The sequence below is a fragment of the Wolbachia endosymbiont of Oedothorax gibbosus genome, from assembly GCF_936270435.1.
Taxonomy (GTDB): Bacteria; Pseudomonadota; Alphaproteobacteria; order Rickettsiales; family Anaplasmataceae; genus Wolbachia.
In genome coordinates this window covers 145,774-169,547 of sequence record NZ_OW370567.1, presented here as the reverse complement: position 1 = coordinate 169,547, position 23,774 = coordinate 145,774, and the positions used below count along the sequence as shown (strand labels likewise).

Sequence of the window (23,774 nt, the reverse complement as noted above, 5' to 3'; positions counted from 1 at the left end):
AGAAGTCCATGCAATAACTTCACTAAATCAAAAGGATTGTGCAAGTATGTAGCTTAACACTCCCCCATCCATCAAGTATTTAACCTCAGTTGCGGTTTGTACACAGCATTCGAGTTGAATTGATTGCTTTGAATTATCCTGTCTTTTAATGATACATTCTAGATTTCCATTTGGTACTATTTCACCTTTTATGCTTATTACCTCACTACCATCAAATACCTTTCTAGTTATTCCGTTTTGGAATATAAGTGGAAGAACACCCATGCCGACCAAGTTGGACCTATGTATACGCTCAAAGCTTTCTGCAATTACAACTTTAATCCCCAACAATAAAGTACCCTTTGCTGCCCAATCCCTACTTGAACCTGTGCCATATTCCTTTCCTGCCACAATGATAAGAGCTTCCTTGTAGCGCATTGCTGCATCAAAAATCGACATAATTTCTTGAGAAGGAATATATTTTGTATAGCCGCCTTCGATGCTAACCATTTCATTTTTTATTCTAATGTTAGCAAAAGTTCCACGCATCATCACATTGTGGTTACCACGGCGAGATCCATATGAATTAAAGTCCTGTGGTTCAACTCCAAGCCTTTTTAAATATATACCTGCAGGACTACTTGAGGCAATATTTCCAGCAGGGGAAATGTGATCAGTAGTTACGCTATCGCCAAACATTGCCAATATTTGTGCACCTTTTATATCGATTATTTTATCTTGATTATCTTTAGGTGATAAATTATCAAAATAAGGCGGATTTTGTATGTAAGTGCTGTTTGCATCCCAATTATAGATTTCACTTTTTTCACACTTTATCTTTCGCCAATGTTCATCACCAGAAAAAACATCCTTATACTTTTGTATAAACATCTCACGTGTTACCACATTTTTAACACAATCTTCGATTTCATTGTTTGTTGGCCATATATCCTTGAGATAGACGTCATTTCCATTCTTATCTGTGCATATTGAATCTTTTGTCAGGTCAATTTGCACAGTACCAGCAAGCGCATATGCAACAACAAGTGGCGGAGATGCCAAGTAATTAGCTTTGACTAACGGATGAATTCTTCCTTCAAAGTTACGATTGCCAGATAAAACTGCAGCAACAGTTAGATTTTTATTTTTAATATCATCTTCTATATCACTATTTAGTGGACCAGAATTCCCAATGCAAGTTGTGCAACCATATCCAACTAGATTAAAACCCAAAGCATTTAGATCTACCTGCAATCCAGACTTTTCTAAATATTCTGTTACAACTTGTGACCCTGGAGCAAGTGAAGTTTTAACCCAAGGCTTTGATTTTAATCCAAGTTTAATTGCATTACGAGCTACAAGACCTGCAGCAATCATCACACTTGGATTTGAGGTGTTAGTGCAGCTTGTTATTGCTGCAATAACTACACTTCCATCTTGGAGTTTATCGCTTTCCTTTGACTCATTAACTGAAAATGACGTAGAAAAAGATTCCGCTACTTCTGAAAGGAAAATCTTATCCTGTGGTCTTTTAGGACCAGCCATTACTGGTCCTACACTCGATAAATCAAGCTCTAGTGTGTCAAAAAATGCTAACTCATTATTGCTACGCCACAATCCCTGCTCTTTTGAATAGACTTCAACTAATTTGATCAGCTCTTCTGGTCGCCCTGTTAAATGTAAATAATCGAGTGTTTTCTGATCAATTGGAAAGAATCCACAAGTTGCGCCATACTCTGGGGCCATGTTTGCTATAGTTGCCCTATCTGCCAGAGATAAATAATCCAGCCCATTACCATAAAATTCTACAAATTTACCAACAACGCCTTTTGTTCTTAGGATACTTGTGATTGTTAGCACTAAATCAGTTGCAGTTACTCCTTCTGGCAGTTTGCCAGTTAATTTAAATCCAACTACTTCTGGAATCACCATACTAATTGGTTGACCAAGCATCACAGACTCAGCTTCTATGCCTCCAACACCCCAACCAAGGACTGACAACCCGTTAACCATTGTAGTATGACTGTCAGTACCAACTAAAGTGTCAGGATATATGACTCCATCATTATTACACACAACTTGCGCTAAATATTCAAGATTCACTTGGTGGCAAATTCCAGTACCAGGCGGCACTACTCTAAAATTTGTGAAGGACGATTCCCCCCACTTTAAAAATTGATATCTCTCCAAATTTCTTTTTACTTCTAGCTCAACATTCTTACTGAATGCGGAAACACTTCCATAACTATCTACTTGAACAGAATGGTCAATCACAAGATCAACCGGTACAGACGGATTTATGTTGCTCGGGTTTCCTCCATTTTTCTTAACATAGCTCCGCATTGAAGCTAGATCAACAACAGCAGGAACCCCCGTAAAATCTTGCATCAACACCCTTGCTGGTTTGTAGCTAATTTCATGATTAGTGTGTTTATTAACGCAGCCTGCTAGTATTCTTATGTCATCCAGCTTTATGTTCACTCCATCTTCATTACGCAATAAATTTTCAAGCAGAACCTTAAGTGAGCAGGGTAATTTAGTTACATCTGTCCCTAAAAATTTACCAGCAGTGCTAAGGCTAAAGTATTCGTATGACTTTCCGTCAATGTTTAAAGTTGTTTTTGCGTTTAAAGAATTATTCATCCTGCATAACCATTATTTGAGTGAAAAACTAGCACCTCACTTTTTGATGTCATTCCAGTGCGTGACACTGGAATCCAGCCTATTTCATCATAGACATTGTTTTTGACATATGTTCCTAGGATCCCCTGCAAATTGTATGACTTGCAAACACTTCTATACCTGGATCCCATTGTCACGCACTGGGATGACAAGGATGATTCGTGCTGGAACGATAAGTATGATGCAAACCGGGATGACAAAAATGATTCACATTGGAACGACAAGAATAGATCTCTTGCACAACCACCTGTCATCCCAGTGCGTGACACTGGGATCCAGAAAAATAGATCACATTCAAAATTATTACGCATATTCTGCTTCATTTCAGATATTTCCTCCTTTGGTACCTCAGTAGCACAGCTATTTTCAGCTATATATTATACTGTATTAGTTAAAATTGGAATTACTACCGTTACTTTTTTGTTGTTGACCTTGCTGCTCATACATAGTTTCAAAATCTATAGGATCTAGCATTAGTGGGGGAAATCCACCACCACTTGTAACTCTTGCAATTATTTCTCTTGCAAAAGGGAAAAGGAAAGTAGGTCCACCAATAAACAAAGCTTGTCTTACCTCTTCCTCACTCAACTCTTTTAAATTTTCTATTGAAAAAATGCCACAATATTTCGTCTCACAAATGAAAGCTACGCCATCTTTTATATCTGCATCTTTTATCGTTGCTCTGACTTCTATATGCAAAGTAACTTCATGGAAAGATTTTTCTTCATTTGCTCCTTCTTTGTTTTCCATTCCTTCTAATTTCGCTGAATTGATATTAACCATTACATTAATATCGGGAGCTTTATTTGAAGAAAGGAATGGCGAATTCGGATTCTCAAACGATAGATCTTTAACATATTGACCGTGAATTCTCATTTTTTGTTGTGGCATTTCTTACGTCTCCTTTAATTGAGTTGAGATATTTAATACTTTCTTATATAATATATTCATTTACAAATGAATAGCAAACCTGATTATAAGTTGATATGAAAAACATATTTTCATTAATAATTAATAATGTTCAGATACTTTATATGCCAAGGAGTTGAGTTACTATGATAGAGCTTGTAATATATGCTTTATTAGCGGCATTCATTTTTTCACGTTTGTATAATTCTTTAGGAAGGTCAACCAACCTCAACCTAAAAAAGCTAACTAGTGTATTGGATGTAAGCCGAAGTAAAGAAGATGTAGTAGAAAACATTGAGGGTTATATTGATAGCAATGATAAAAATTCAATAAAAGTTACTTATGAACAAATATTAAAAAAAAACAAAGATTTTTCTATTTCCCACTTTATAGAAGGTTCAAGCATAGCTTTTGAATTAATAATAAAGTATTTCAATCAAGGAAATTTGTCTCAGTTAAAACCTCTTCTCAATAAAGACTTATATGATAATTTTGCAGAGAAGATTAAATATCGTAAAGAGGTGCACGAGTCTATAATTGTTTCTATCGTTTCACAAAAGATTTTAGAAATAAAGCTAATAAAAAATGTAGTGTTTATTGCAGTATATTTCCTTTCAGAGCAAATTAACTTCGTTAAGAATAATAAAGGAGATATCATATCAGGTAGTACATCCACCATTAATAAAGTTGAGGATGTATGGCAATTCAAAAAAAATGTTAATTCATCAGACCCAAGCTGGTTGCTTGTTTCTATTAACTATAAGAAGACAAATGGCAAGTAAGATTAGTTTCATTTGAAGTTGATTATGGAGAGTAAGCTACGCGAAATAGTACTTGATACTGAAACGACAGGTCTTGACACTGGATCTGGTCATCGAATTATTGAAATAGGGTGTGTGGAATTAATTAATCGTATTCCAACAGGTAAAGTATTCCATCGGTACCTCAACCCAGAAAGAGATATACCTTATCACTCGTTTAAGATTCACGGTATTAGTGAAGAATTTTTAGAAGATAAACCATTATTTTCAGATGTTGCACTTGAATTTCTTGACTTTATATCTAATGATATTTTGGTAATTCACAACGCTGAATTCGATGTTAAGTTCCTTAACATGGAGTTAAGCAAGCTGAATGCTGGGTTAATTTCCTCAGATAGAGTGCTAGATACATTACCTCTTGCAAGAAAAAAATTCGCAGGATCACCTGCTTCTTTGAATGCATTATGTAAGCGTTTTGATATATCGCTAGAGAATAGAGAGTTGCACGGAGCACTAGTTGATGCTCAATTGCTTGCAAAGGTATATGTTGAACTTACAGGAGGGTTACAAACCTTTCTCTTTGATAATGAATGCAATCAGGACAGTAACTCCACATTCGTTCAGCATAAAGTGCGTAATCTAACTCCCAGAGAACATTCACCAAATAGTGAAGAAATTGATGAACATAAGAAACTGTTAGACAAAATTAACAATACACTTTGGAATAAATATATTGAATAGGTCAGCTAATAAATATACAATTTGATTTTACTGAGAGCATTCTAATGGTAAGGTTTATAAGATTGTTATCTAATGTGCTAGCAGCATTAGCAGTTGTTTTTTTAGGTTATTGTTATTTCACTAAAAAAGGCATATTTGCCCCAGCAGCGATTCACAACGCAGAAGTTAAGATAGGCGGAGATTTTTCTTTAATTAATCAGGACGGACAGATCCTGCGCAGTAGTGATTTTAAAGATAAATACATGATGATTTTCTTTGGGTTTTCCTCATGCAAAAGAATTTGCCCTATGAACCTTGGAATAATTTCAGAAACACTTGCAAAGTTAGATGAGAAAACTAACAACAAGCTACAAACATTCTTCATCACAGTTGATCCTGAGCGTGATAGCACTGAAAAACTTAAAGAATTTCAACAGCAATTTGACCATAGAATACAAATGTTAACTGGTGAAAGAGAAAAAATAGACGAAGTAGTTGAAAAATATAAAGTACATGCAAGCAAAGTAGACGGAGAAGAAGAAATCAACCATTCTTCGATAATATATCTTATTGGCCCTGGAGGAAAATATGTTACACACTTTGCAGCTGATTTAAATTCAGACGAAAGTCAATCTGATAAGATTTTGGCTGAGATAAGAAAATACGTAAACTGAATTATAGATTTTTCTGTTAATTAGCCGAGCACGCAACTGCATGAGCATTATGATTTTGAGAGCAATCTCCACCGGGAAGACACACACAACTGTACGAACGTTGTAGTTTGGGCCACCAGTGGGCCAGTGCCCAGACACTGGGATCCAGCCTTTCCATAATCATTAAAACGTTGTGTTTTAACATAAAACAGCTATTTTTATGCTTGCCAACTTAATAAAATTCCTGGATCCCAGACTGGGATGACACCCTCCTGATGGGCCAAAATCACAATGTTCGTACAGTTGTGTGTCAAGCACTGGAATGACATCATCTGTTGTGCAATTTACCTTCAAAAATGAATGTTCGTACAGTTATGGAATTGCTCAACAGGCACAGTTTGACATAAAAAGCTTTGCTTTTTGAAATTTTGGGTTATAATTAACTTAAGATATTTCAGTAGGGAATTTATTATGAATAGAGAGGAAGCTTTAAAAATTTTGGAACTAACAGATAGCCATGACGTTATCTCTAAAGCCAGAAAGAAATTATTTGATAGTGAAAAAAACTCAGATGTATTAAAAACGCAGATCGAGGCATATAAATCGCTTACCGATAGTCAAGCAGAAGCTTTTTCGGATCTTGTAATATCAGCCATTGACAGTAATAAGCTAGATTTTTTGGGATTGTTACTAGAGACAGTAAAAAATGATGATAAATTTGATTATTTAAATACAGAAAGCACTAATGGCAGTATGCCATTGAACTTCGCACTTGGGAATACACTTGGATGTAAGTTAGGGTTAAGAGCTCAGATCATAGATTTGCTTTTAAAATATGGTGCTAATCCTAATGCACAAGATCGAGCAGGGCAATCATCATTACACTGCGTTGTTAACAATAGAGATGGTGTTTTTTGCTGCAAAGTTACTGAATCTCTCTTAGAGTACAAAGTTGATCCTAATGCAAGAGATAACCAAGGTAAAACACTGTTGCATTACTTATGCGAGGATCATAGTTACCTTAATGATTGTGCCCGTGGTCGTGTTGGAATTGCAAAATTGCTTTTAAGGAAAGGGGCTAACCCAGACTTAAAAGATAATTACAATAAAAGACCAGTAGATTATGCTAAACACGACAGTAAAGTTGGGCAGTTATTTGGTGCCGTTGATCGTAATAAGGTGTTACTATACTCTGGTGGTGTAGTGATTTCTTCGCTTTTTAGTATCAGCTGTGCACTTGAAGCCACAGTTGGAAATTTCAGAAAAGCAGATAAAATTGGATTTATTATCCTTGCAACAGGTACGGCTGCTTGCGCATTATTTTGTGCGTACTGCGCAATAAAAACTGCATTTTTTTCAAAACCCTCAACTGAATTCACTGAAGCTAGGGCAGAGTTTCTTAATAGTCAGAAATCAGCAGGTGCAGTTTGACATAAAAAGCTTTGCTTTTTGAAATTTTGGGTTATACTTAAGCATAGTTTATTATTAGTAAGGGATAATTGCCATGAACGAAGAAGAAGCTTTAAAAATCTTGGGAATAGTGAGTCTTTCTGAGCATGAGGTTTATGAACAAGCTAAACAACAACTTAATAAATTGTATAAGAACAATTTTACAATAGAGAAACTCTCGAAAAAAATAGAAGCATGCAAATTGCTTACTGAAGATTACCAAGATCAGGCAAAAGTTTTTTCGGACCTTGTAATATCAGCCATTGACGACGATAAACTGGATTTTTTGAAGTTGTTGCTAGAGACAGTAAAAAATGATGATAAATTTAACTATTTGAATACAGAAGGTACTGGTGGCAATATGCCATTAAACTTCGCGCTTGGGCATACAAGTTATAAACATGAGTTAAGGATTAAAGCCATAGACTTACTTTTGAAGCATGGTGCTGATCCTAATACAAGAAACCGAGAAGGCAAATCACCATTACACTATATTACCAACAGGGATGGTGTTTTTTGTCACAAAGTTACTGAATTACTTTTAGACAAAGGTGCTGACCCTAATGCAAAAGATAGTCAAGGTAAAACACTGTTGCATTACTTATTTGAAGATAAAAGTCACGATTGTGTTGAAATTGTGAAGCTGCTTCTCAAAAGAGGTGCAAATCCCTATATACAAAATAAATGCGGTGAGTCTCTATTATATAAAGCTTATTCTGAAAAACGTGATGACATTGTAAAACTGCTCTTGGAGCATAGTGCTAGTTCTGATATAAAAAGTGAACGTGTTCAATCTCTATTATGTAAAGCGTGTTCTGAAGGGCGTGATAACATTGTGAAACTGCTCTTGGAGCATGGTGCTGATCCTAATATAAAAAATGAACATGGTGAATCTCTATTGTATGAAGCGTGCTCTAAAGGGCATGATAGCATTGTAGAGCTACTCTTGGAACATGATGCAAATCCTGATGTAAAAGATCAAAAAGGCAGATCACTATTCTATTATATTATTGATAGCTATAGAATAGACGATCGTTATAAAGCTGTAGAATTGCTTTTGGATAAAGGTGCTAACCCTAATATGCAGGATGATCTGGGTAGGGCATCGTTACATTACTTGTGTAGCAAGTATTACAGAGATGGTAGTGTTGAAATTGCAAAATTGCTTTTGAGGAGGGGGGCTGATCCAGACTTGAAGGATAAAGGTGGCAAAAAGCCAATAGATCTTGTTTCTCTTTACAGTGGTGTTGGAAAACTATTTGGTGCTATTGATTATAATAAAGCAACCTCGCTTGGGGCTGTTACGCTATTAACTACAGCGGGTAGTATTGCCTTGATTTCTGGGGTTGCGGACGCATACATAGGTAAAGTTTGGTGTTCTACTCTTGCAGCAGTTATGGCTGCTGTTGCATTATGTTGTGCGTACTACGCAATAAAAACTCTATTTTTTTCACCAGGACCCTCAACTGAGTTTATTGAAGCAAGGGCAGAGTTTCTCAATAGTCAGAAATCGCAAGTGAATGCAACTTAATAATTAGAGACTAAAGGAGTTCTTTTTTAAAAAACTTAAGTTATACTTATAAGTGTTTGATATCTTATATAGTAATTATGTCGAATTTAAGCTGCCTTTATGGTGATAATGCAGAATTTGTGGAAGAAATGTATAGCCGTTATCTGCAGGGCGATAAATCAATCGGGGAAGATTGGTATAGAATTTTTTCAAGCAATTTAGAAGTTAATAAAGCGGAGTCTTGCGGTGCACAACATGCAACTAAGGTGGATGATTCAGTAGCAAATTTCTTCAGATCTTATGGTCACTTTTTTGCAGACTTAAACCCATTGTCACCAAATGAAAATCAAGAAATAGATTATCAGAAATATTTGAATATCTCTCCTACGGGTGACACTGGAATCTATAGAGATATTTATTGCAAGAATATCGGTTTTGAATTTATGCATATTTCCTCTTACGAAGAGAGAATGTGGCTGCAAGAAAAAATTGAAAATCAAACCTATACGCTGAGTTCACAAGACAAAAAAGAAATACTGAGGCACTTGGTCGAATCTGAGATGTTCGAGCAATTTCTCCATATGAAATTTCCTGGATATAAGCGTTTTTCTATCGAAGGTGGGGAATCAGCTATCGTTGCAATTGAAAAAATCATTAGTGATTCTACGGTTTGTGGTATTAAAGAAATAGTCCTTGGCATGGCTCACCGCGGACGACTCAATGTTCTAACCAAAGTTATGGGCAAAGAATATGCGGCAATGCTATCTGAATTTCAAGGCAATCTTGCATATCCAAGTGGTCTTGAGGTGTCTGGTGATGTTAAATATCACCTTGGTTATTCTTCTGATCGAGCACTTGCTGGTGGTAAAAAAATACATTTAAGTTTATGCCCTAATCCATCTCATCTTGAAGCGGTTAATCCGGTTTTAGCTGGGAGAGTGAGGGCAAAACAAAATATGAGATCCGTGCTTGGAATATCAATTCATGGTGATGCGGCTTTCATCGGTCAAGGTGTCGTTGCCGAGACCTTGAGCCTAAGCAACATTGAAGGTTATAAAGTGGGTGGTATTGTGCACATTGTTATAAACAATCAAGTTGGTTTTACTGCTAACCCATGCTGCGCACGATCCTCTTTTTATTGCACTGACATAGCAAAATCAATAGAAGCCCCAGTGTTTCATGTTAATGGAGATAACCCGGAAGCTGTGAGTTTTGTTGCGAGTTTGGCGATGGAATATAGGCAGAAATTTAAAAAGGACGTAGTGATTGATATAATATGCTACCGCAAATACGGCCATAATGAAGGTGATGAACCGAATTTCACTCAGCCACTTATGTATAAGCTGATATCAAAACATAAAACTCCTGGAACATTGTATGAAGAAAAATTGACTGCAGAGAAAGTATTAGATGGCGATGAAGTAAATAAATTGCGCAGTGAGTTCAGGGCAAAATTAGATGAAAGCCTTGCTGAATCAGTGACTTACACTCCAAAAAAAGCTGACTGGTTCGGTGGAGTGTGGTCAAAATTAAAAAGGGCAAGGTTGAACGATTTGAGCGAATACTATACAGATTCTGGTGTTCCGCCGAATGAGTTGAAAAAATTAGGTGTGCATATAAATAGCAATATTCCAAGTAGCTTTAACATTAATAATAAGGTTAGAAAAATACTTGATGGCAGAATAGATAGTATAAATTCTGGTAGCAACATAGACTGGGCAACTGCTGAAAGTCTTGCATTTGCATCACTGCTCACAGAAGGAATAGGAGTGCGTTTATCAGGACAAGATTCTGGACGTGGAACTTTCTCGCACCGTCACTCAAGGCTCGTTGATCAGGTAACAGAAGAAGCGTTTATTCCGCTAAACAATATAAATGAAAAGCAAGCTCACTTTGAGGTCATAGATAGCGCACTATCTGAGTATGCTGTAATGGGATTTGAATATGGATATAGTCTTGATTCTCCGTATTCACTAGTGCTCTGGGAAGGACAATTTGGTGACTTTGCAAACGGTGCGCAAATTATGATCGACCAGTTTATCGCATCTGCAGAAACAAAGTGGCTGCGATCAAGTGTTCTAGTTTTATTGTTGCCTCATGGTTATGAAGGACAGGGACCTGAGCATAGCTCCGCGCGTATAGAGAGGTTTTTGCAACTCTGCGCAGAAGATAATATGCAGGTAGTTAATTGTTCCACTCCGGCAAATTACTTCCATGTCTTACGCAGACAAATGCATAGAGACTTTCGTAAGCCTCTGGTAGTGTTTACACCTAAATCGCTACTGCGTCATAAAAGAGCAGTTTCTAATTTATCTGACTTTGAAGGAAAATTCCTCACGGTGATTCCAGAATATAGAACAGATTTGGTTCCAAATGATAAAATACGTAAAGTTGTAATATGCAGTGGTAAAGTTTACTACGACATAATTGAAGTATGTGAAGCACAAAAAATAAACAATATAGCAGTAATACGTTTAGAACAATTCTATCCGTTTCCTGCAGATAAACTAAGTAATGAACTTGAAAAGTATAAGAACGCTGAAATTATATGGTGTCAAGAAGAACCAAAAAATATGGGAGGATGGTTTTTTGTCAACCCATTGATAGACGAGGTGTTATCTGACCTCAATATTCAAGCAAAAAGACCTAAGTGTATCGCAAGACCTGCTGCTGCATCTCCTGCATGTGGTTATGCTAGTGTTCACACTCAGCAACAGGAGGAAATTTTGAAGCAAGTTATGCAGGGACAATTGTGCAAATATTGAAGCGAAAGCTGGCAAGCGAACATTGTTCATCAGATCTTGACGCTGAGCACTGCAGCCAGGCGCGATAGAAAACGTATCACACCAATCAAACCTCTTTAAACCTCAGTTATGGATTAGAAAATAGATAAAAGTATAACTAAGAAGAGGGAAACAGGGTAAACTCGAGTATTTTAGTAATAATAAGAGGTTACACATGAAGAAAGATATTACAGAACTGTACTGTTGCGTCGAGGATTTTTGTCGTGCGGTAGATGATAATTTTGCAAATAGGTTCTTATCAAACGGCAAAAAACCAACCAGAGTACCAGAAATAGCGCACTCAGAAATTCTAACCATAATCCTATTATACCATAAATCACCATGTAAAAACTTCAAGGCTTTTTATCTTTGTTATCTTCAGTTATTCTATAGATCAGAGTTTTCAAAGCTGCCTTCATATCACAGATTTATTGCCTTAAAGCCGCGAGTTTTGTGGTATTTAGCATTACTTTTGCAATGGTTTTGTGAACAAGCAAAAATGACCGGGATTTCCTACATAGATTCTACTTCAATAGCAGTATGCCATCGAAAAAGAATCTCAAGAAATAAGGTTTTCAAAGGATTAGCAGAGTTAGGAAAGAATACTTACGGCTGGTTTTTTGGTTTTAAATTACATGTAGTAATCAATGAAATAGGTGAAATTCAAGGTGTTACGCTAACCAGAGGTAACGTCGATGACAGAAAACCTGTACCAACTCTAACCAAAAAACTAACTGGACTTTTGTTTGGAGATAAGGGCTATATAAAGAAAGAGCTCTTTGAGAAACTATTCGATAGAGGTCTAAAACTCGTCACTAAAGTGAAAAAAGGTATGAAAAATGCACTGATTTCGCTGAAAGAGAAGATTTTACTAGGGAAAAGATCGATTGTTGAAACGGTTTTTGGCTGCCTAAAAAACAAATTTGAACTTGAGCACACTCGGCATAGATCCACAGTAAATTTCTTGGTACATATTTTTTCTACCCTCATTTCTTATTCAATGCAATCGGGAGAGTAGACCGGCGGAACTTCCCCACCAGTCTCTCGCAGAACTGTACGTAAACCTCTCGATTTATACAGCTCCCGTTATTCAGCCTTTTGATCCCAATCCTAGTGTCCAGTGATAGAAAATATTTGGAGACCTCTTTCTCACTTTTGCTAGAAATTGCTTTGCTAGTCTTCCATGATTTCGAAGTTTCTTATATTTGGCTCTGACCCATCCTACTAGGTGCCACTCTACATTTCTGAGAGATGGATACATCTCTGATTTATAAAACCTGCCATAGTACTGATACCAGCCTCGGACTATAGGATTTATTTTCTTTGATATTTTCTCTAGTGTTGTATATGTTTGCCTACGTATTTTCCATGACCTTATGGTTTGGTTGATCTTCTTCTTGGCTTTGTTGCTAATTGCAGGTAGAAATGAGACAAAATAGTTTCCTATTTTATTGTTCTTTGCCAGTCTAGGTCTGAACGTGTAACCCAGAAAGTCAAAGCTCTGTATTGGAAACTCATCTCTCCTATTGTCATCCTTACAGTACACTATTTGTGTCTTTTCAGGATGTAATTTTAGCTTAAACTCAGCCAATCTTTCTTCGATCTTGTCTTTTATGAATTTTGCCTGTCTCTGGGTTTTACAGTGCACCATTGCATCATCTACATATCTCTCAAATGGTATTGTTGGGTAGTTTTGCCTCATCCACATATCAAATGCATGATGCATAAATATGTTAGAAATGATTGGGCTTACAGAACCTCCTTGTGGAACTCCCTTATTCCTAACTACCTTACTGCCATCTGCTAGTTGAATCGGGGCTTTCATCCACCTTTCCACGTACAGTATGACCCACTTGCAATCTGTATGCTTCTTGATAGTTTGCAGTGCTAACACATGATCCAGATTGTCGAAAAATCCAGAAATATCAAGATCTATCGTCCAATCACTTCTCCAACATCTCTTACACGCTGTACTTACCGCATCCAGTGCAGACTTGTTTGGTCTATAACCATACGAATCTTCGTGAAATTCCTGCTCTACTAACGGTTCGAGATACATAGTAGCTGCTGTTTGCCCTATCCTGTCGAATACTGAAGGAACACATAAAGTTCTTTGTCCTCCTGTATCTTTTGGTATCGCAACAGCTTTTACTGGTTCTGGAAAATAACTTCCGGATGACATCCGATTCCACAGTTTGTATAGATTATCTTTTAGATTTTCTTCAAACTTTGTTATCGAGACCTCATCTACACCTGCCGCACCTCTGTTTTTGGATACTTGTTTATAAGCTTTCCAAATCAGTTGCTTTGGTATGTCAAAAGATTTTGTTTTATTCATTAACTCTTCCCTTTCGGTTGATAAATAATTAAAACTAAATAACTCAGCCCCTTCGCTCCATTTCCATTACAAAAACTTCTTCACTACTACGAGCTAATCCGCCCCTGTTTTTCGCATCAGTACTCTCTTCCTTAGAGTTCAGCTCCTTGGACTTCTCCCTTATCATCGAAACGACAGGTTCCCATAGTTCCACACAATAGCCTGAAATAGGTTCATGCCACCTATATGCCGGATGCCACCTACCCAGTAGACAAGTTCCCGATAGGCTTATCCCAAGTTACTTTTTCTCCCCTGGTTTTGACATCATCGCATTACCTTTCGACGTGTAATCAGTGGTTCACTTGCGTTCATCTCTCTATTTCACACATGACGCATAATTACGCCTTTTCCATAACGCTCACTACCTTGGCTCTTTACCAAAGCAGCTTATGGTTGTTTGAAGCCTGCTCTTGTAAACCGGCTCCGAGGGGCCCACCCTCATCTATTGTGCAGCTTTCGCACTTAGTTTGCTCTTTCCTGAACATTCCTTGTGTCTCTACGGCACACAAAAAGCCCTGTATTTCTCAGCTTTACTTCGTTGGTTAATCCATAACTGGGGTCTTTAATGCTCAGACAAATATAAAAAGACTTTCATTCTATTAAAAAAGCTATAATTTTTATTAAAATTTTCATTTATTTTTATTTAAAAAGTAAACATTATTAATATTTACTTTAATTAATATAGGATATATATGAATACAGAAATATTTGAGAGGTTAATAGGGCAAACTAGTCTACGCAGCAATAGCAAAGCTGAGATCATAAAGTTAAATAGAAACGAAAAGGCTTTCATAGATGAGGATAAAAAGTCTATCGAATTAGCTGAGGCCATTTTTGAAGAGAATAGTATGTTTCGTTTTCGCAAACCAAGTCCTGCTACGGATTACATTTTGCACAAACTAATAAATGATAGAAAGCTTTTCGAGGAAATGAAAGATAGAGGTACAAGTATAATACGTCTTTTTTCTTTGCTATCAATGTATCATGGTCGCCTCAATTGCTGTGTTATAAGAAAAGGAGGGTGTATTACTGAGTGTGGCATACTTGATTATGCTGACACTTATCCAGCACTAGTACCTTTAGACCCCAGTTATGGATTAACCAACGAAGTAAAGCTGAGAAATACAGGGCTTTTTCGATTGCATTGAATAAGAAATGAGGGTAGAAAAAATATGTACCAAGAAATTTACTGTGGATCTATGCCGAGTGTGCTCAAGTTCAAATTTGTTTTTTAGGCAGCCAAAAACCGTTTCAACAATCGATCTTTTCCCTAGTAAAATCTTCTCTTTCAGCGAAATCAGTGCATTTTTCATACCTTTTTTCACTTTAGTGACGAGTTTTAGACCTCTATCGAATAGTTTCTCAAAGAGCTCTTTCTTTATATAGCCCTTATCTCCAAACAAAAGTCCAGTTAGTTTTTTGGTTAGAGTTGGTACAGGTTTTCTGTCATCGACGTTACCTCTGGTTAGCGTAACACCTTGAATTTCACCTATTTCATTGATTACTACATGTAATTTAAAACCAAAAAACCAGCCGTAAGTATTCTTTCCTAACTCTGCTAATCCTTTGAAAACCTTATTTCTTGAGATTCTTTTTCGATGGCATACTGCTATTGAAGTAGAATCTATGTAGGAAATCCCGGTCATTTTTGCTTGTTCACAAAACCATTGCAAAAGTAATGCTAAATACCACAAAACTCGCGGCTTTAAGGCAATAAATCTGTGATATGAAGGCAGCTTTGAAAACTCTGATCTATAGAATAACTGAAGATAACAAAGATAAAAAGCCTTGAAGTTTTTACATGGTGATTTATGGTATAATAGGATTATGGTTAGAATTTCTGAGTGCGCTATTTCTGGTACTCTGGTTGGTTTTTTGCCGTTTGATAAGAACCTATTTGCAAAATTATCATCTACCGCACGACAAAAATCCTCGACGCAACAGTACAGTTCTGTAATATCTTTCTTCATGGGTAACCTCTTATTATTACTAAAATACTCGAGTTTACCCTGTTTCCCTCTTCTTAGTTATACTTTTATCTATTTTCTAATCCATAACTGAGGTTTTAGAGGACTTTATACTTATTGAGCCTTCCTCGTACCTCGAATACACTGTGCTTGATAATGATAATATCAGAAATAGGTTAGCTAGAGACTTAACTGAAGATAAAACAAAATTAGATATTTTCGTAAATGGAATTTTAGCAACAAAGAATTCGGATTTAGTATTATCTTGTATTAATACAATGGGTGCTTTCAATGAGGAAGCTAGAAGTTTTGTCAATCATATACAGGAAACCAATAGGATGGACTACCTCTTTAAGAAAAGCGATACAACACTTGCAAAATCAACTCTAAAGGAATTGTTGAAGCTTTCTATTTTGCAGGAAGGAGAAAGCACTAAGCTAGAATCTCCCCAAGCTTCAAGTGTAAATGTTAGCGAAGCTCAGCAACATTGTAGTATATAGCTGGTGATAAAGTTTAAAATAATTGCATATACTGGTATCTGTTCAGACAATGGCGTCAACTTAAGAGCATACATTAGCAAACTCTCCTAAAGACATGATGGCGTTTGGGCTTATCTACTTTATTGCGGCTATACAATCTTCCCGGTCGGATCTTAACTTTGGCGCGTATACTTAAAAAGGGCTTGAAAATCTTTTGGCGCAACGAGCACTTGATAAAGTTTCTGTCTCATCACACCAAATAAAACTGAAAAATTTAAACGGTACTCGGCAATTTGATCTGGGTTCCAAGGCCCTTGTGCATCACACATATGAAGCGATAATATATTGCACATGACCAAGTTTGCCCAAAATTCTTGTAATACAGCCTCTCCAGAAAAATTTTCTAACTCTGCTCCTACTTTGAGTCGTTTCCTCTATGTGCCACCTTAATACATAAGCTTTGCTCCAAAGTCTCGGTCAAAAACTCTGTTTCTCCGTTGGCTAATGTCAGCTCTTACTTTCTGTCCTTTCATTTTATTTTTTAGCTTTTCATTTTCTAATATAAAATCAAAATCTGATTCGCCAGCGTTCCCATAGCTTGCTATAATTTCTTTTTTGCAAGCGAAAAATAAAATCTACTTCCAAATCATCATGCTGCTGAATCTGAAGACGATCATAGATAAATAATAATTTCTTTTGATTTAATGAACGCATTTGAGTGATAACTTCGGGTAATTGCTCTTCCGCCAACGTTTGTTCCCAAGCCGCAAGGCGAGCACTGCAAATCAGTGAAGTACATAAATCAACAAACAAATTGCCAGCGGTGCCTGTTGTTCCATTTGGTTCAAACTCGGATACAATTTCCTCAGAGCTGGGTAATCTCATACCAGAACCATCTGCTGCAATAAGTCTATAGCCTCTCCAGCTCAGATTCATCTTGATAGGCTGTTTGGATGCTTAAATTCTTTAAAACCTGTATTTATACCTTGCTTTAGAAAAAGCTTGCTTTGAGGGTACATGTCAATGGCTCCATAAGTTCACATTCTATTCCCAAACTTTTTTTAACTAACTTTAAAATCATAGAAAATACTGTCGTAAAAGCTTGTTCGCGTGAAACTCAACACAATGGATTCTCTGAAAAGCTTTCGAGTATATTATATTTTTAATTTGTAGAATAAAATTTTTTCCTTTTTGCATGCTTCACCTAAAAAGGACACATTTTAAACTTCTTTGTTGAAATAAAATAGAAACAAAAGTGCTGTTTCCTGCGGCTTCTGGATAATTTAATGGTAAAAGTTTTAGAGAGAAATTTTATACACTATCGCTGATATTTTTCCTTAAGTTGACGCCATTGTCTGTTCAGATGCATGGCTAATGCTGAAACAAAAATTCCAGTGCTCCCTTTCTTGTCATCCCAGTCTGGAATGGCTTTGTTGCATAGCAACCGAAAAAATCTGGCAGTTACTGACAAAATTCATTATAAAATAGCCATTTAACCTTTGAAGAAAAAATATGCCACAAAAAATGAGAGTCAGTAACCAAAACGAATATAACAAATTTTTGCAAGAAAGAGGAAATATTTTTCGTTACATCGATGAAGCTATCGAAAATTGGTATGAAAATAGTCCAAAAATGCAAGGCGGCAACTATATTTATAGTGATAAAGTTGTAATTTTGGTGCATATAATCGTCAATCTTTTTAGAATTGGTTTAAGACAAACGGTAGGGTTTATAAAAGGATATTTGCAACAAATAGGAAGAAATTTGCAGCTATTCACAAGCATCAAAAGAAACTTAATATTAAGATAAATGATTGCAGAAAATAACATGGAAGATATCGAAATTGCTATAGACAGTACAGATATACAACAACACTCCTGAAGGAAAATAGCGAAGATAGAAAGTATCGCAGCTATAGAAAATTGCATGTAATGTTGAATATATAGCTGTAAAATACAGTAACGGTCTGATCACTATGGAGCTTGTGATTTGCTTAAAGAAGTTCATGCCATAAAAGCACTATATGCAGATAGGGCATATGATAGGCACAAGTTTTATAAATTGTGTAACGAATATGATATAAAGGCAAAAATTCCACCAATAAACAATGCGGCAGAACATCCAGAAATAGATTATATGTCTGACAGAAATGCTGCTATTAGATTAATAAAATTATACGGTGAAGATGGCGTGAAAGAATGGAAAAAGAAAGTAAATTATGGGAAAAGATCTTATGTAGAAGGTTTTTTCTCGCGACTGAAACAAACATTCTGGTTTAGTTTTCGGAACAAATCTGAGGTTAATCGTGAGAAGGAACTGCGACTCAAGTGTTATTTGCTCAATAAATTCACTGACATTGGTATGCGAAATGGCTACATGAATTTATCGTAAATTACTACCAGTATAAGGTGCGATGCAACAAAGCCCACTGGGATCTCATTTTACTTTATGACGGTGTCATCCTAATACCTTCTCCTGTCATCCGAGTAGCTGACACTGGTTTCCATCCAAGAGGACAATGCCTCCCTCCCCTGTCATCCCAGTGCGTGACACTGGGATGACAAGAAGGGGGGCTATTCGGATGACAAGAAAGGAGCACTGCTATTTATAGAGTGAACCAGTGTCAGCTACTCGGATGACAAGAAGAGGGTACTGGGATGACAAAAAAAGGAGGCTACTTTGATTGGGCACTGCTGTCATAAAGCCTGCTACTTGGATGACACCATTGAAAGAAATGAACCGCTTTTTCAAAATTGTTTTGAATAGAGGAATAACATTCACAAGTAAAATTTCACATTACCACTTTTCAATTTATGTGCTATAATAAACCTGATTTATAAGAAAAACAAAGTTGGAAAAGCTAAGCAAAAATTGGGTGATAAGAGCAGGAAGATTTTTATCTTCATTGTTTTTTTTACTGTTGATTGCACTATCAATACGTAGTTTTTTATTCGAGCCATTTCATATACCTTCTGGTTCGATGAAAAGCACCTTACTTGAAGGGGATTATATTTTTACTAGTAAATACTCATACGGCTACAGTAAACACTCCTTTCCATTTTCTCCAAACATCTTTAGCGGCAGAATCTTTTATACCTCTCCAGAGCGTGGTGACATAATAGTTTTCAAACTTGCAAGAAACAACAGCCCTAGATTTGTTAAGCGAGTGATAGGAATACCAGGTGATAAAGTGCAAATGATAGAGGGAGAATTATACCTAAATGATCAAAAAATACAACGAAAGCTTATTGGAAATTTTCTTGATTATGAGTCAAATCGTAACATACCAAGATATATAGAAACGCTTTTAAGTGGCAAGGAACATGAGATTTTGATAGATAACGTTTCTCATAAGCTATCATATAACACTCCGGTTTATTATGTACCTGATGATCAATTTTTTGTTATGGGAGACAATAGAAATAATTCTTTAGATAGTAGGTTTTCTGAAGTTGGTTTTGTACCAATGGAAAATATCATTGGGCGTGTAAGCATAGTTGGTTTATCATTTAAATTAGGAAAGGTCGATTGGTTACCATTTAATTTCAGGTTACCTGTTGCTTTGAGATTAAATAGGGTATTGCATAAGGTTGTGTAAGTTTTTTGGTTCTGTCGCATTTGTAGGAAAGTAGAAAGAAGAGTGATATAAATCTTAAAAAAAAGCAAAGATGTTTCGCAAAATTATTGCCCTATTTTAAAGGATTTAGCTTTTCAGGAGATGTTATCTGTATATATGAAATGTCGATTCTCTTTGAGCTATCGAGATTTGGAAGAGATGATGAGTATAAGGGGAGCGAAAGTTGACCATGCTACGTTACAAAGATGGGTTATCACCACTGATAGATGAGGCGGTAAGGAAGAGAAAGAAGTGAGTTGGTAGTAGCTGGAGAATGCTACATTAAATTAAACGGTAAATGGGTTTATTTATATAGAGCACATACTGTAGCTGCGTGTTCGTAGAGACAAGTCTGCAGCACTTGCATTCTTTTGTAAAGCCTTCAGGGAGAATAATCTTTCTGAGACAGTAGTAATTGATAAAAGTGGCAGTAATACTGCTGGTATCCATTCAGGCAATGGCGTCAACTTAAGGAAAAATATCAGCGATAGTGTATAAAATTTCTCTCTAAATTTTTTATCATTAAATTATCCAAAGAGTGCAAGAAACAGCACTTTTGTTTCTGTTTTATTTCAACAAAGAAGTCTAAAATGTATCCTTTTTAGGTGAAACATGCAAAAAGGAAAAAATCTTATTCTACAAATTAAAAATACAATATACTCAAAAACTTTTCAGAAAATCCATAGGAGGGTTTGCTAATGAAGGCTCTTAAGTTGACGCCATTGTGTGAACAACTACCTTAACAAACTCAGTAGTCCCATTCTTTATCCCTGTTTTTTTTGTATTATTGGTCATATCACGCAATTTTTGAGAATTACTGAGTAGATCAAATAGTAACTCTGTTAGATTTTTTTTTGCTTCACTATTTTGTTCAACTATTACAGCTGCCCCCGAATCTTCAATATATTTTGCGTTATAAAATTGGTGATTATCTTTTGAGTAAGGGTAAGGAATATATATAGCAGAACGCCTAGCAAGAGTGATCTCTGCTATTGAAGTTGCTCCTGCTCTGCTAATTACCAAGTGAGCATTGGCCAGTCTATTTTCCATATCATCAAAAAATTCACTCAATTCACAATCGATCTTTTCACTTTTGTATAGACTCTTGACCTTGTTTGCATTTTTCTTCGTACATTGCTGCGTCACTCTAATTTTCTTTTTCATTTTAATAGGCAAATTACAAATTACGCTACTTACTACATCATCAAAAAAATTTGCACCTTGGCTGCCTGCTATGACTAATATGTTTAGGATTTTCTCAGTGCTAGAATGGCTCTGTGCTTTTATATCAATAAAATTTCCTGTAAAAATACATTTATTGCCCTCTGCATATTTAGTCTCCGGAAAGCTGGTTGCAATTAATTTTGCACTCTTGAAAAAGAATCTATTTACTCTCCCTAAAACTGTGTTTTGTTCATGTAAAATTATAGGTATAGAAAGAACCTTTGCTGCCAAAAGAGTTGGAAAAGAAGCATAGCTACCAAAACCAATTATTAGCTTTGGTTTTAATTTTCTTGTTTTATGTAGTGCTAATACACAGCTATATATTAATAAAAGGAAAAACTTAAATTTGTTGCCGCTTGGTCTACGTAATGGTAAAATGTAGCCTTCTATGTCGGTATTTTTATTTGTTTTTTTATCAGCGAATAATATACAATTGTATCCTTGTGTCTTTAGTGCTTTTGCTAAGGCTATGGCCGGAAAGATATGCCCACCTGTGCCACCTGTTGCTAAAATAATATCCATCTGCAAATAACAAATTAACACTAGATTGTTAACTGTTATTTAATAATTTGCACGTAGAATTTTATTAAGCTTTATGATAGTTGAGTTAAACATGCCTAAAAGTAGTAGTAAAAGAGAACCTAATGAGAAAAATAAACCTCAAGAACAAAGAGAAGGCAGAAGCGGAGGTTTTTTAGAACTGCTAAAAAATATAATAAAAATTCTTTTCAATTCGGTTGTTGACCTACCTGAGCACGAGCAGCATAATAAAATGAAAAACACTAATCTACAACAAAGTTTGGATACTAAACGAAAAGGCCCAGAAGATCTTCATCCAAAGGCAAATCTTGAAGTCAAAGAAGCAGCTAAGGGATTGAAAGAAGAGTTACAGAATTCTGATGCTGGTAATCAATGTGCTGAAATTAAAGGTATCTGCTCAGAGAAGTGGCAAAAAAATAGGTGACATAGAGTATTAAAAAAAGATACATAGGGTCATAGTGGTTTTAAGGGTTCTGTCGCATGTATCTGTTCAGCAGAGTGGCAAAATAAGGTAGACGAGAAAAGACAACTATAGGAACAAATGGGTGTCATGCAAGTAGCTGACACTGGCATCCAGTTCTTTCGCGCAGTTCCATCGAAAACATTGTAAAGCGCTTTCGTGTTTACCAACTTAGTGCCCAATCTGGATCCCAGACTGGGATGACAAGAAAGGGAGCACTGGAATTTTTGTTTCAATATTTGTACATGAGCCATGCATCTGAACAGACAATGGCGTCAACTTAAGGAAAAATATCGGTGATAGTGTATAAAAATTCTCTCTAAAATTTTTACCATTAAATTACCCAAAAGCTGCAATAAATAGCACTTTTGTTGCTGTTTTATTTCAACAAAGAAGTCTAAAATGTGTCCTTTTTAGGTAAAACATGCAAAAAGGAAAAAATTTTATTCTACAAATTAAAAATATAATATACTCGAAAGCTTTTCAGAGAATCCATTGTGTTGGAAAGAACAGTTTCACGCGAACAAGAAAACTCCCTTTTACGACAGTATTTTCTATGATTTTAAAGTTAGTTAAAAAAAGTTTGGGAATAGAATGTGAACTTATGGAGCCATTGACATGTACCCTCAAAGCAAGCTTTTTCTAAAGCAAGGTATAAATACAGGTTTTAAAGAGTTATTGGAGCTAAGCATCCAAACAGCTTATCAAGATGAATCTGAGCTGGAGAGGCTATAGACTTATTGCAGCAGATGGTTCTGGTATGAGATTACCCAGCTCTGAGGAAATTGTATCCGAGTTTGGCCGCTTTAAACCAAATGGAACAACAGGCACAATGCCACCATTGGCAAGAGTTTCTTTGTTTGTTGATTTATGTACTTCACTGATTTGCAGTGCTCGCCTTGCGGCTTGGGAACAAACGTTGGCGGAAGAGCAATTACCCGAAGTTATCACTCAAATGCGTTCATTAAATCAAAAGAAATTATTATTTATCTATGATCGTGGTTATCCTTCAGTAAAATTCATTCAGCAGCATGATGATTTGGAAGTAGATTTTATTTTTCGCTTGCAAAAAAGAAATTATAGCAAGCTATGGGAACGAATTGCATCTGGCGAATCAGATTTTGATTTTATATTAGAAAATGAAAAGCTAAAAAATAAAATGAAAGGACAGAAAGTAAGAGCTGACATTAGCTAACGGAGAAACAGAGGTATTAGTTACTTCACTTTTTGATCGAGAAAAATTTACTTTGGAAGATATCAGTAAAGCTTATGTATTAAGGTGGCACATAGAAGAGTGCTACAAACGACTCAAAGTAGGAGCAGAGTTAGAGAATTTTTCTGGGGTAAATTTAGAGGCTGTATTACAAGAATTTTGGGCAAACTTGGTCATGTGCAATATATTATCGCTTCATATGTGTGATGCACAAGGGCCTTGGAACCCAGATCAAATTGCCGAGTACCGTTTAAATTTTTCAGTTTTATTTGGTGTGATGAGACAGAAACTTTATCAAGTGCTCGTTGCGCCAAAAGATTTTCAAGCCCTTTTTAAGTATACGCGCCAAAGTTAAGATCCGACCGGGAAGATTGTATAGCCGCAATAAAGTAGATAAGCCCAAACGCCATCATGTCTTTAGGAGAGTTTGCTAATGTATGCTCTTAGAACCT

The 23,774-nt window shown here is 36.1% G+C and carries 20 protein-coding genes and 4 pseudogenes; 16 read left to right on the top strand and 8 right to left on the bottom strand.

Going from position 1 to position 23,774, the window contains the following annotated elements:
• Positions 1-27: 27 nt before the first annotated feature.
• On the bottom strand, positions 28-2,622 hold the full coding sequence (gene acnA, locus NBW39_RS00855) for an aconitate hydratase AcnA (RefSeq protein WP_250295343.1): 2,595 nt from the start codon (positions 2,620-2,622) through the stop codon (positions 28-30).
• Between the two features lie 136 nt (positions 2,623-2,758).
• Here acnA and NBW39_RS00850 point away from each other — a divergent pair, with 136 nt between their 5' ends.
• Positions 2,759-3,016: a hypothetical protein gene (locus NBW39_RS00850; RefSeq protein ID WP_250295342.1), complete on the top strand. Its 258-nt coding sequence runs from the start codon at positions 2,759-2,761 to the stop codon at positions 3,014-3,016.
• A 32-nt stretch (positions 3,017-3,048) separates the two neighbouring features.
• On the opposite strand, the gene secB is transcribed toward NBW39_RS00850, so the two are convergent.
• A complete protein-coding gene (gene secB / locus NBW39_RS00845; protein ID WP_250295341.1) occupies positions 3,049-3,552 on the bottom strand; it encodes a protein-export chaperone SecB in 504 nt (167 codons plus the stop codon).
• Positions 3,553-3,716: 164 nt separating this feature from the next.
• On the opposite strand from secB, the gene NBW39_RS00840 reads away from it, so the two are divergent.
• The 3 genes from NBW39_RS00840 to NBW39_RS00830 are packed head-to-tail and all read left to right on the top strand — an operon-like array spanning position 3,717 to position 5,725.
• A complete protein-coding gene (locus NBW39_RS00840) occupies positions 3,717-4,352 on the top strand; it encodes a Tim44/TimA family putative adaptor protein (protein WP_250295340.1) in 636 nt (211 codons plus the stop codon).
• Positions 4,353-4,376: 24 nt separating this feature from the next.
• Positions 4,377-5,072 carry a DNA polymerase III subunit epsilon gene (gene dnaQ / locus NBW39_RS00835; RefSeq protein WP_250295339.1) on the top strand — a complete coding sequence of 232 codons (696 nt, stop codon included), beginning with the start codon at positions 4,377-4,379 and terminating at the stop codon, positions 5,070-5,072.
• A 44-nt stretch (positions 5,073-5,116) separates the two neighbouring features.
• A complete protein-coding gene (locus tag NBW39_RS00830; RefSeq protein WP_250295338.1) occupies positions 5,117-5,725 on the top strand; it encodes an SCO family protein in 609 nt (202 codons plus the stop codon).
• Between the two features lie 177 nt (positions 5,726-5,902).
• Here NBW39_RS00830 and NBW39_RS00825 read toward each other — a convergent pair whose 3' ends face one another.
• Positions 5,903-6,058, bottom strand: a complete 156-nt coding sequence (locus NBW39_RS00825; protein ID WP_250295337.1) for a hypothetical protein — start codon at positions 6,056-6,058, stop codon at positions 5,903-5,905.
• Between the two features lie 117 nt (positions 6,059-6,175).
• Between NBW39_RS00825 and NBW39_RS00820 the strand changes: the two genes are divergently transcribed.
• The 4 genes from NBW39_RS00820 to NBW39_RS00805 all read left to right on the top strand — a co-directional run bounded on the left by NBW39_RS00820 (position 6,176) and on the right by NBW39_RS00805 (position 12,464).
• Positions 6,176-7,135: an ankyrin repeat domain-containing protein gene (locus tag NBW39_RS00820; RefSeq protein ID WP_250295336.1), complete on the top strand. Its 960-nt coding sequence runs from the start codon at positions 6,176-6,178 to the stop codon at positions 7,133-7,135.
• Positions 7,136-7,208: 73 nt separating this feature from the next.
• Positions 7,209-8,684 carry an ankyrin repeat domain-containing protein gene (locus NBW39_RS00815; RefSeq protein WP_250295335.1) on the top strand — a complete coding sequence of 492 codons (1,476 nt, stop codon included), beginning with the start codon at positions 7,209-7,211 and terminating at the stop codon, positions 8,682-8,684.
• Positions 8,685-8,761: 77 nt separating this feature from the next.
• On the top strand, positions 8,762-11,428 hold the full coding sequence (locus NBW39_RS00810; RefSeq protein WP_250295334.1) for a 2-oxoglutarate dehydrogenase E1 component: 2,667 nt from the start codon (positions 8,762-8,764) through the stop codon (positions 11,426-11,428).
• Positions 11,429-11,621: 193 nt separating this feature from the next.
• Positions 11,622-12,464: an IS982 family transposase gene (locus NBW39_RS00805; RefSeq protein ID WP_250295333.1), complete on the top strand. Its 843-nt coding sequence runs from the start codon at positions 11,622-11,624 to the stop codon at positions 12,462-12,464.
• Between the two features lie 72 nt (positions 12,465-12,536).
• Here NBW39_RS00805 and ltrA read toward each other — a convergent pair whose 3' ends face one another.
• Positions 12,537-13,784 carry a group II intron reverse transcriptase/maturase gene (gene ltrA, locus NBW39_RS00800; protein WP_250294718.1) on the bottom strand — a complete coding sequence of 416 codons (1,248 nt, stop codon included), beginning with the start codon at positions 13,782-13,784 and terminating at the stop codon, positions 12,537-12,539.
• Between the two features lie 43 nt (positions 13,785-13,827).
• Positions 13,828-13,950, bottom strand: a complete 123-nt coding sequence (locus NBW39_RS08665; RefSeq protein ID WP_256466289.1) for a hypothetical protein — start codon at positions 13,948-13,950, stop codon at positions 13,828-13,830.
• Between the two features lie 565 nt (positions 13,951-14,515).
• On the opposite strand from NBW39_RS08665, the gene NBW39_RS00795 reads away from it, so the two are divergent.
• Positions 14,516-14,971, top strand: coding sequence for a hypothetical protein (locus NBW39_RS00795; protein WP_250295332.1), 456 nt, complete (start codon positions 14,516-14,518; stop codon positions 14,969-14,971).
• Here NBW39_RS00795 and NBW39_RS00790 read toward each other — a convergent pair.
• Entirely contained in the window at positions 14,921-15,793 is an 873-nt protein-coding gene (locus NBW39_RS00790) for an IS982 family transposase (RefSeq protein ID WP_250294632.1), read from the bottom strand. The two genes, NBW39_RS00795 and NBW39_RS00790, sit on opposite strands and share 51 nt — an antisense overlap.
• Before the next feature lie 143 nt (positions 15,794-15,936).
• On the opposite strand from NBW39_RS00790, the gene NBW39_RS00785 reads away from it, so the two are divergent.
• On the top strand, positions 15,937-16,290 hold the full coding sequence (locus NBW39_RS00785) for a hypothetical protein (RefSeq protein WP_250295331.1): 354 nt from the start codon (positions 15,937-15,939) through the stop codon (positions 16,288-16,290).
• A gap of 73 nt (positions 16,291-16,363) precedes the next feature.
• On the opposite strand, the pseudogene NBW39_RS00780 reads toward NBW39_RS00785, so the two are convergent.
• A pseudogene (locus NBW39_RS00780) lies at positions 16,364-17,466 on the bottom strand (transposase).
• A gap of 170 nt (positions 17,467-17,636) precedes the next feature.
• Here NBW39_RS00780 and NBW39_RS08660 point away from each other — a divergent pair.
• From NBW39_RS08660 to NBW39_RS09125, 4 genes and pseudogenes are all read left to right on the top strand, one after another.
• Positions 17,637-17,765 (top strand): hypothetical protein, encoded by a 129-nt coding sequence (locus NBW39_RS08660; protein ID WP_256466296.1) that lies wholly within the window; start codon positions 17,637-17,639, stop codon positions 17,763-17,765.
• Between the two features lie 16 nt (positions 17,766-17,781).
• Positions 17,782-18,660, top strand: a pseudogene (locus NBW39_RS09130) (transposase).
• Positions 18,661-19,120: 460 nt separating this feature from the next.
• The gene (gene lepB, locus NBW39_RS00765; protein ID WP_370273675.1) at positions 19,121-19,867 is read left to right on the top strand and encodes a signal peptidase I; all 747 of its coding nucleotides are present in this window, start codon (positions 19,121-19,123) and stop codon (positions 19,865-19,867) included.
• A gap of 86 nt (positions 19,868-19,953) precedes the next feature.
• Positions 19,954-20,344: pseudogene (locus NBW39_RS09125) on the top strand (IS6 family transposase); the annotation flags it as partial.
• Positions 20,345-20,593: 249 nt separating this feature from the next.
• Here the strand turns inward: NBW39_RS09125 and murG are convergent.
• Entirely contained in the window at positions 20,594-21,631 is a 1,038-nt protein-coding gene (gene murG / locus NBW39_RS00755; RefSeq protein WP_250295717.1) for an undecaprenyldiphospho-muramoylpentapeptide beta-N-acetylglucosaminyltransferase, read from the bottom strand.
• 73 nt (positions 21,632-21,704) lie between these two features.
• Here murG and NBW39_RS00750 point away from each other — a divergent pair, with 73 nt between their 5' ends.
• Positions 21,705-22,073, top strand: a complete 369-nt coding sequence (locus NBW39_RS00750; protein WP_250295330.1) for a hypothetical protein — start codon at positions 21,705-21,707, stop codon at positions 22,071-22,073.
• Positions 22,074-22,533: 460 nt separating this feature from the next.
• Positions 22,534-23,756, top strand: a pseudogene (locus NBW39_RS00745) (IS4 family transposase).
• Positions 23,757-23,774: the final 18 nt, after the last annotated feature.

What these genes read in the sequence shown, in the direction of transcription:
- acnA (WP_250295343.1), bottom strand. Translation starts at nt 2,622, where the DNA reads ATGAATAATTCTTTAAACGCAAAAACAACTTTAAACATTGACGGAAAG.
- NBW39_RS00850 (WP_250295342.1), top strand. Translation starts at nt 2,759, where the DNA reads ATGACTTGCAAACACTTCTATACCTGGATCCCATTGTCACGCACTGGG.
- secB (WP_250295341.1), bottom strand. Translation starts at nt 3,552, where the DNA reads ATGCCACAACAAAAAATGAGAATTCACGGTCAATATGTTAAAGATCTA.
- NBW39_RS00840 (WP_250295340.1), top strand. Translation starts at nt 3,717, where the DNA reads ATGATAGAGCTTGTAATATATGCTTTATTAGCGGCATTCATTTTTTCA.
- dnaQ (WP_250295339.1), top strand. Translation starts at nt 4,377, where the DNA reads ATGGAGAGTAAGCTACGCGAAATAGTACTTGATACTGAAACGACAGGT.
- NBW39_RS00830 (WP_250295338.1), top strand. Translation starts at nt 5,117, where the DNA reads ATGGTAAGGTTTATAAGATTGTTATCTAATGTGCTAGCAGCATTAGCA.
- NBW39_RS00820 (WP_250295336.1), top strand. Translation starts at nt 6,176, where the DNA reads ATGAATAGAGAGGAAGCTTTAAAAATTTTGGAACTAACAGATAGCCAT.
- NBW39_RS00815 (WP_250295335.1), top strand. Translation starts at nt 7,209, where the DNA reads ATGAACGAAGAAGAAGCTTTAAAAATCTTGGGAATAGTGAGTCTTTCT.
- NBW39_RS00810 (WP_250295334.1), top strand. Translation starts at nt 8,762, where the DNA reads ATGTCGAATTTAAGCTGCCTTTATGGTGATAATGCAGAATTTGTGGAA.
- NBW39_RS00805 (WP_250295333.1), top strand. Translation starts at nt 11,622, where the DNA reads ATGAAGAAAGATATTACAGAACTGTACTGTTGCGTCGAGGATTTTTGT.
- ltrA (WP_250294718.1), bottom strand. Translation starts at nt 13,784, where the DNA reads ATGAATAAAACAAAATCTTTTGACATACCAAAGCAACTGATTTGGAAA.
- NBW39_RS08665 (WP_256466289.1), bottom strand. Translation starts at nt 13,950, where the DNA reads ATGATAAGGGAGAAGTCCAAGGAGCTGAACTCTAAGGAAGAGAGTACT.
- NBW39_RS00795 (WP_250295332.1), top strand. Translation starts at nt 14,516, where the DNA reads ATGAATACAGAAATATTTGAGAGGTTAATAGGGCAAACTAGTCTACGC.
- NBW39_RS00790 (WP_250294632.1), bottom strand. Translation starts at nt 15,793, where the DNA reads ATGAAGAAAGATATTACAGAACTGTACTGTTGCGTCGAGGATTTTTGT.
- NBW39_RS08660 (WP_256466296.1), top strand. Translation starts at nt 17,637, where the DNA reads ATGGCTAATGCTGAAACAAAAATTCCAGTGCTCCCTTTCTTGTCATCC.
- murG (WP_250295717.1), bottom strand. Translation starts at nt 21,631, where the DNA reads ATGGATATTATTTTAGCAACAGGTGGCACAGGTGGGCATATCTTTCCG.
- NBW39_RS00750 (WP_250295330.1), top strand. Translation starts at nt 21,705, where the DNA reads ATGATAGTTGAGTTAAACATGCCTAAAAGTAGTAGTAAAAGAGAACCT.